Origin of the sequence: Arsenophonus sp. ENCA, assembly GCF_002287155.1 — a bacterium.
GTDB lineage: Bacteria > Pseudomonadota > Gammaproteobacteria > Enterobacterales > Enterobacteriaceae > Arsenophonus > Arsenophonus nilaparvatae.
Genome location: NZ_NHNG01000489.1, coordinates 1 through 3,102 on the forward strand (window position 1 = coordinate 1; position 3,102 = coordinate 3,102).

The following is a 3,102-nucleotide window of genomic DNA, read 5'->3' on the forward strand; positions in this document are numbered from 1 at the left end:
ATCTGCCAGTTCCATGTAACGTTGAATATTCTCGTCATTCGGCTCTTTCACCACCGCCTCATAAGCAGCTTTCTCTCGTTCTTCCAATGAGTTGATGATTGGCAGCGTTCCGCAAGCACTCAACAAAAAGCCTGTTGCTCAATAGCAAAATTAATTGTGACTTACAAAAAAACCAGCTATTGATGATAAAATAATCAATTTTTGAATTAAAAATGACCTATATAAGATTAAAAAATAACCTATTTTTGTGTTTTTTAGATGTATCTAACTTGTTTTTATTGAAAGCAGTTTTATTTCACTATTGAGCAACAGGCTTAATGGACAAATTACTTATATGGGCACCAATCCCTATAGCCGAAAATGGGAACGGTTAAAAACCTACGGGGGGAAAATTACTGAAAATATATGTCAGGCCGCCGCACGGGATGTCCTGGCGTATAACATGCCGTCTATTGAAAAGGCCGGTTATGAGATTGTCTTAACCGTCCATGATGAGATTATCAGCGAAGCGCCCGATACCCCACAGTTCTCAGCCGAGGGGTTAAGCAGGCTGTTAAGTTTTAATCCGGACTGGGCTTTTGATTTACCGCTTAGTGCTAATGGCTTTGAGACTTACCGTTATCGCAAGGAATAAAATAACACACAGGATAAATAAACATCATGGCCTTTAAAAAAAACGACAGCCCACTTTATTTTAAGGCGGCACACGATGCAATTCACCTTGAGCAGTCAGGGCAATACCATGAAGCCGCGCGCGCATGGTCACAGGCAAACCGACTGGCGAGAAATCGTGATAATCGTATCTGGAGTGAACACCGCGCCGATTTTTGCCTTATGCAAATTAAGTAGGAACATATAAAAAGGATGGATTCATGCGGTTAATCAGGGAAGAGAGTATCGAAAAACATTTGGTGCGTGAAGTGCGAAAAATTGGTGGCATTGCCTATAAATTTGTTTCACCTGGGCGACGAGGCGTGCCTGACCGATTAGTTGCACTCCCCAATGGCAACATTATTTTTGTGGAATGCAAAGCGCCGGGCGAAAAGCCAACCCCTTACCAATTACGCGAACACGCACGGCTTTTTGCCCTTGGTCATCAGGTCATCGTACTGGACAGTCAGGATCTAAGCAGTATCTTACCACTTTGTGAGTTGTAGGCTGCTTTTTAAACCAGTTTTATAACTAAGGTTACAATTGTTGCAGCTGCACCAACAATAGTTAACATGATACCGCTTAGCTTTATCAAAAGGCTATTGGTTAACGCTTCAACATCTTTACGGACTAACGCTATTTCAGCAGATAAATCTTTACGTACATCTTCTAAATCTCTTTTGGTCGCTACGTCAACTGCTTCGTGTGATTCACGGACAGCCAGAGATATAGCTTTAGCCTGGTCTTTAGGTAAGCCAGCACCTTCAAGCGTTTCAACAAATTTCAGTGTATCAAATGCAACCTGACCCATAGGTAATCCTCCCGTGTTTAGGTAAGTATAACGGGTTTAGGGTTCCATCTGCAAAATCTTTCACATTAATACCTTGATTCGTTTAATTACGGAGAAATATTTTTATGTCTAAATTAGTTGTTATCGAAAATACCATTGTACGCCAAGACGCTTTCGGGCGGTATTGTCTGAATGATTTACACCGTGCGGCAGTTGCGCAAGGTAAAGCGACAGAATCTCAGCGGCCATCAAAATTCATGCGTTCTGATGGTATTGCTGCATTTGTACAATCTTTGAGCGAAGCCCAAAAAAGGGCTTCGGTTAATGTGATTAAAGGTGGACTTGAATCAGGTACTTGGGCAGATGAACTCGTTGCCATTAGATACGCTGCATGGATAGACCATGCTTTTGAAGTTCAAGTTTACGAGCGGTTCAGGGATTCGGTAAAAAGCAACAATGGCGTATTAACCGATAAAGTACAAGCTGGCCTCGCAATGATCGCTTTCTATAAACAGGAACTACGCATAGCCCCTTCCGCAATGTTGGGAGCAATGAAAAAACTCCAGTCTTCCCTTGGCATGCCGGATATACTACCCGCTTATGCTGTTGATGCCCCCGAAGGAAATTTGGCAGTATCAAGCGAAGTGACACACTCTTTTACGGAGCTTTTACTACTGCACGGTAAGCCTTACAGCCCACCATCTGGCTTTAAACGTCTGCAATTATTAGGTATTGTTGAGCGTAAATCACGTCCAAGTAGCAAACATCCTGACAAGGAAAAATTATTCTGGTCACTGACAGAAAAGGGATTACAGTTTGGTAAAAATCTTACTGACCCAAACCATCCCCGTCAGACTCAGCCCCATTTCTATGATAGTCAATTTCCTAGATTGCTGAGCGTCATGATGAACGGAATTGCAGCAGCATAGAAAAACATTGACCTTTTAAATCCCTATTGACGAAAGAAGAAATCATGCGCTATAGTTTATTTGCATCTACAAAATCAGATGTCGGGATTATCAACCCGATTGAAGTTAACCGCGACATGTGCACGCCGCGAGCGTGTTTTTTAATGTCGTAATCTAGCCACAATTCAATGGTGGGCTGGATGGGGCAGCTGAAAAGCTGACCGGTTGGTTAACTCCGGTGTTGATAACCCTGTTCCGCTCACCGCCAATGAGATTATCAACTCTAGCGGGGGTAAAATTAAGTTAACCATTGGAGGTCATTATGACCGCGTTAGTTGTTACTCCCTTCTCATTTGAAAATCATCAAATTCGCACTGTCAGCATTAATGGCAATCCTTGGTTTATTGCTTCTGACGTTTGCTTAGCTCTAAAAATTTCTAATGTTAGCGATGCTCTTTATAAGCTTGATGATGATGAAAGATTGTACCTAGGTTTAACCGAGGCACAAAAAATAGACAAGATGGCAAGGGAAATTAACATAATATCCGAATCTGGTATGTACACTTTAGTACTACTGTCGCTACCAATGTAAAAATGATCCACTTGCTAATGTAAAACTGATCCACCAAGAGTAAAAATGGCAGTTTTAAGGTACTGCCGATGATAACATTGGAGATCAGAGTGGAAATTTCTGTTTTACATCGCCAGGGTATGTCTATACGTGCGATTGCTCGACGGCTTTCATGCTCAAGA

Annotated in this window: 6 protein-coding genes and 1 pseudogene; 6 read left to right on the forward strand and 1 reads right to left on the reverse strand. The window is 42.0% G+C overall.

Annotated features, from left to right (window positions below; all coding sequences use genetic code 11):
- Nucleotides 1-319: 319 nt before the first annotated feature.
- The 3 genes and pseudogenes from CBG25_RS12965 to CBG25_RS12975 form a co-directional block, all read left to right on the forward strand.
- Nucleotides 320-634: pseudogene (locus CBG25_RS12965) on the forward strand (DNA polymerase I); the annotation flags it as partial.
- A gap of 26 nt (nucleotides 635-660) precedes the next feature.
- Nucleotides 661-849, forward strand: a complete 189-nt coding sequence (locus CBG25_RS12970; protein ID WP_290607114.1) for an ANR family transcriptional regulator — start codon at nucleotides 661-663, stop codon at nucleotides 847-849.
- A gap of 23 nt (nucleotides 850-872) precedes the next feature.
- Nucleotides 873-1,157 (forward strand): VRR-NUC domain-containing protein, encoded by a 285-nt coding sequence (locus tag CBG25_RS12975; protein ID WP_290607116.1) that lies wholly within the window; start codon nucleotides 873-875, stop codon nucleotides 1,155-1,157.
- An 8-nt stretch (nucleotides 1,158-1,165) separates the two neighbouring features.
- On the opposite strand, the gene CBG25_RS12980 is transcribed toward CBG25_RS12975, so the two are convergent.
- On the reverse strand, nucleotides 1,166-1,462 hold the full coding sequence (locus tag CBG25_RS12980) for a DUF1640 domain-containing protein (RefSeq protein WP_290607117.1): 297 nt from the start codon (nucleotides 1,460-1,462) through the stop codon (nucleotides 1,166-1,168).
- Nucleotides 1,463-1,566: 104 nt separating this feature from the next.
- On the opposite strand from CBG25_RS12980, the gene CBG25_RS12985 reads away from it, so the two are divergent.
- The 3 genes from CBG25_RS12985 to CBG25_RS12995 form a co-directional block, all read left to right on the forward strand.
- Complete coding sequence (locus tag CBG25_RS12985; RefSeq protein WP_290607118.1) at nucleotides 1,567-2,370, forward strand: KilA-N domain-containing protein; 804 nt, start codon at nucleotides 1,567-1,569, stop codon at nucleotides 2,368-2,370.
- A 301-nt stretch (nucleotides 2,371-2,671) separates the two neighbouring features.
- Entirely contained in the window at nucleotides 2,672-2,941 is a 270-nt protein-coding gene (locus CBG25_RS12990) for a Bro-N domain-containing protein (RefSeq protein WP_290607120.1), read from the forward strand.
- A 68-nt stretch (nucleotides 2,942-3,009) separates the two neighbouring features.
- The coding region (locus CBG25_RS12995) for a helix-turn-helix domain-containing protein (RefSeq protein WP_290603829.1) at nucleotides 3,010-3,102 on the forward strand (93 nt) is incomplete at its 3' end.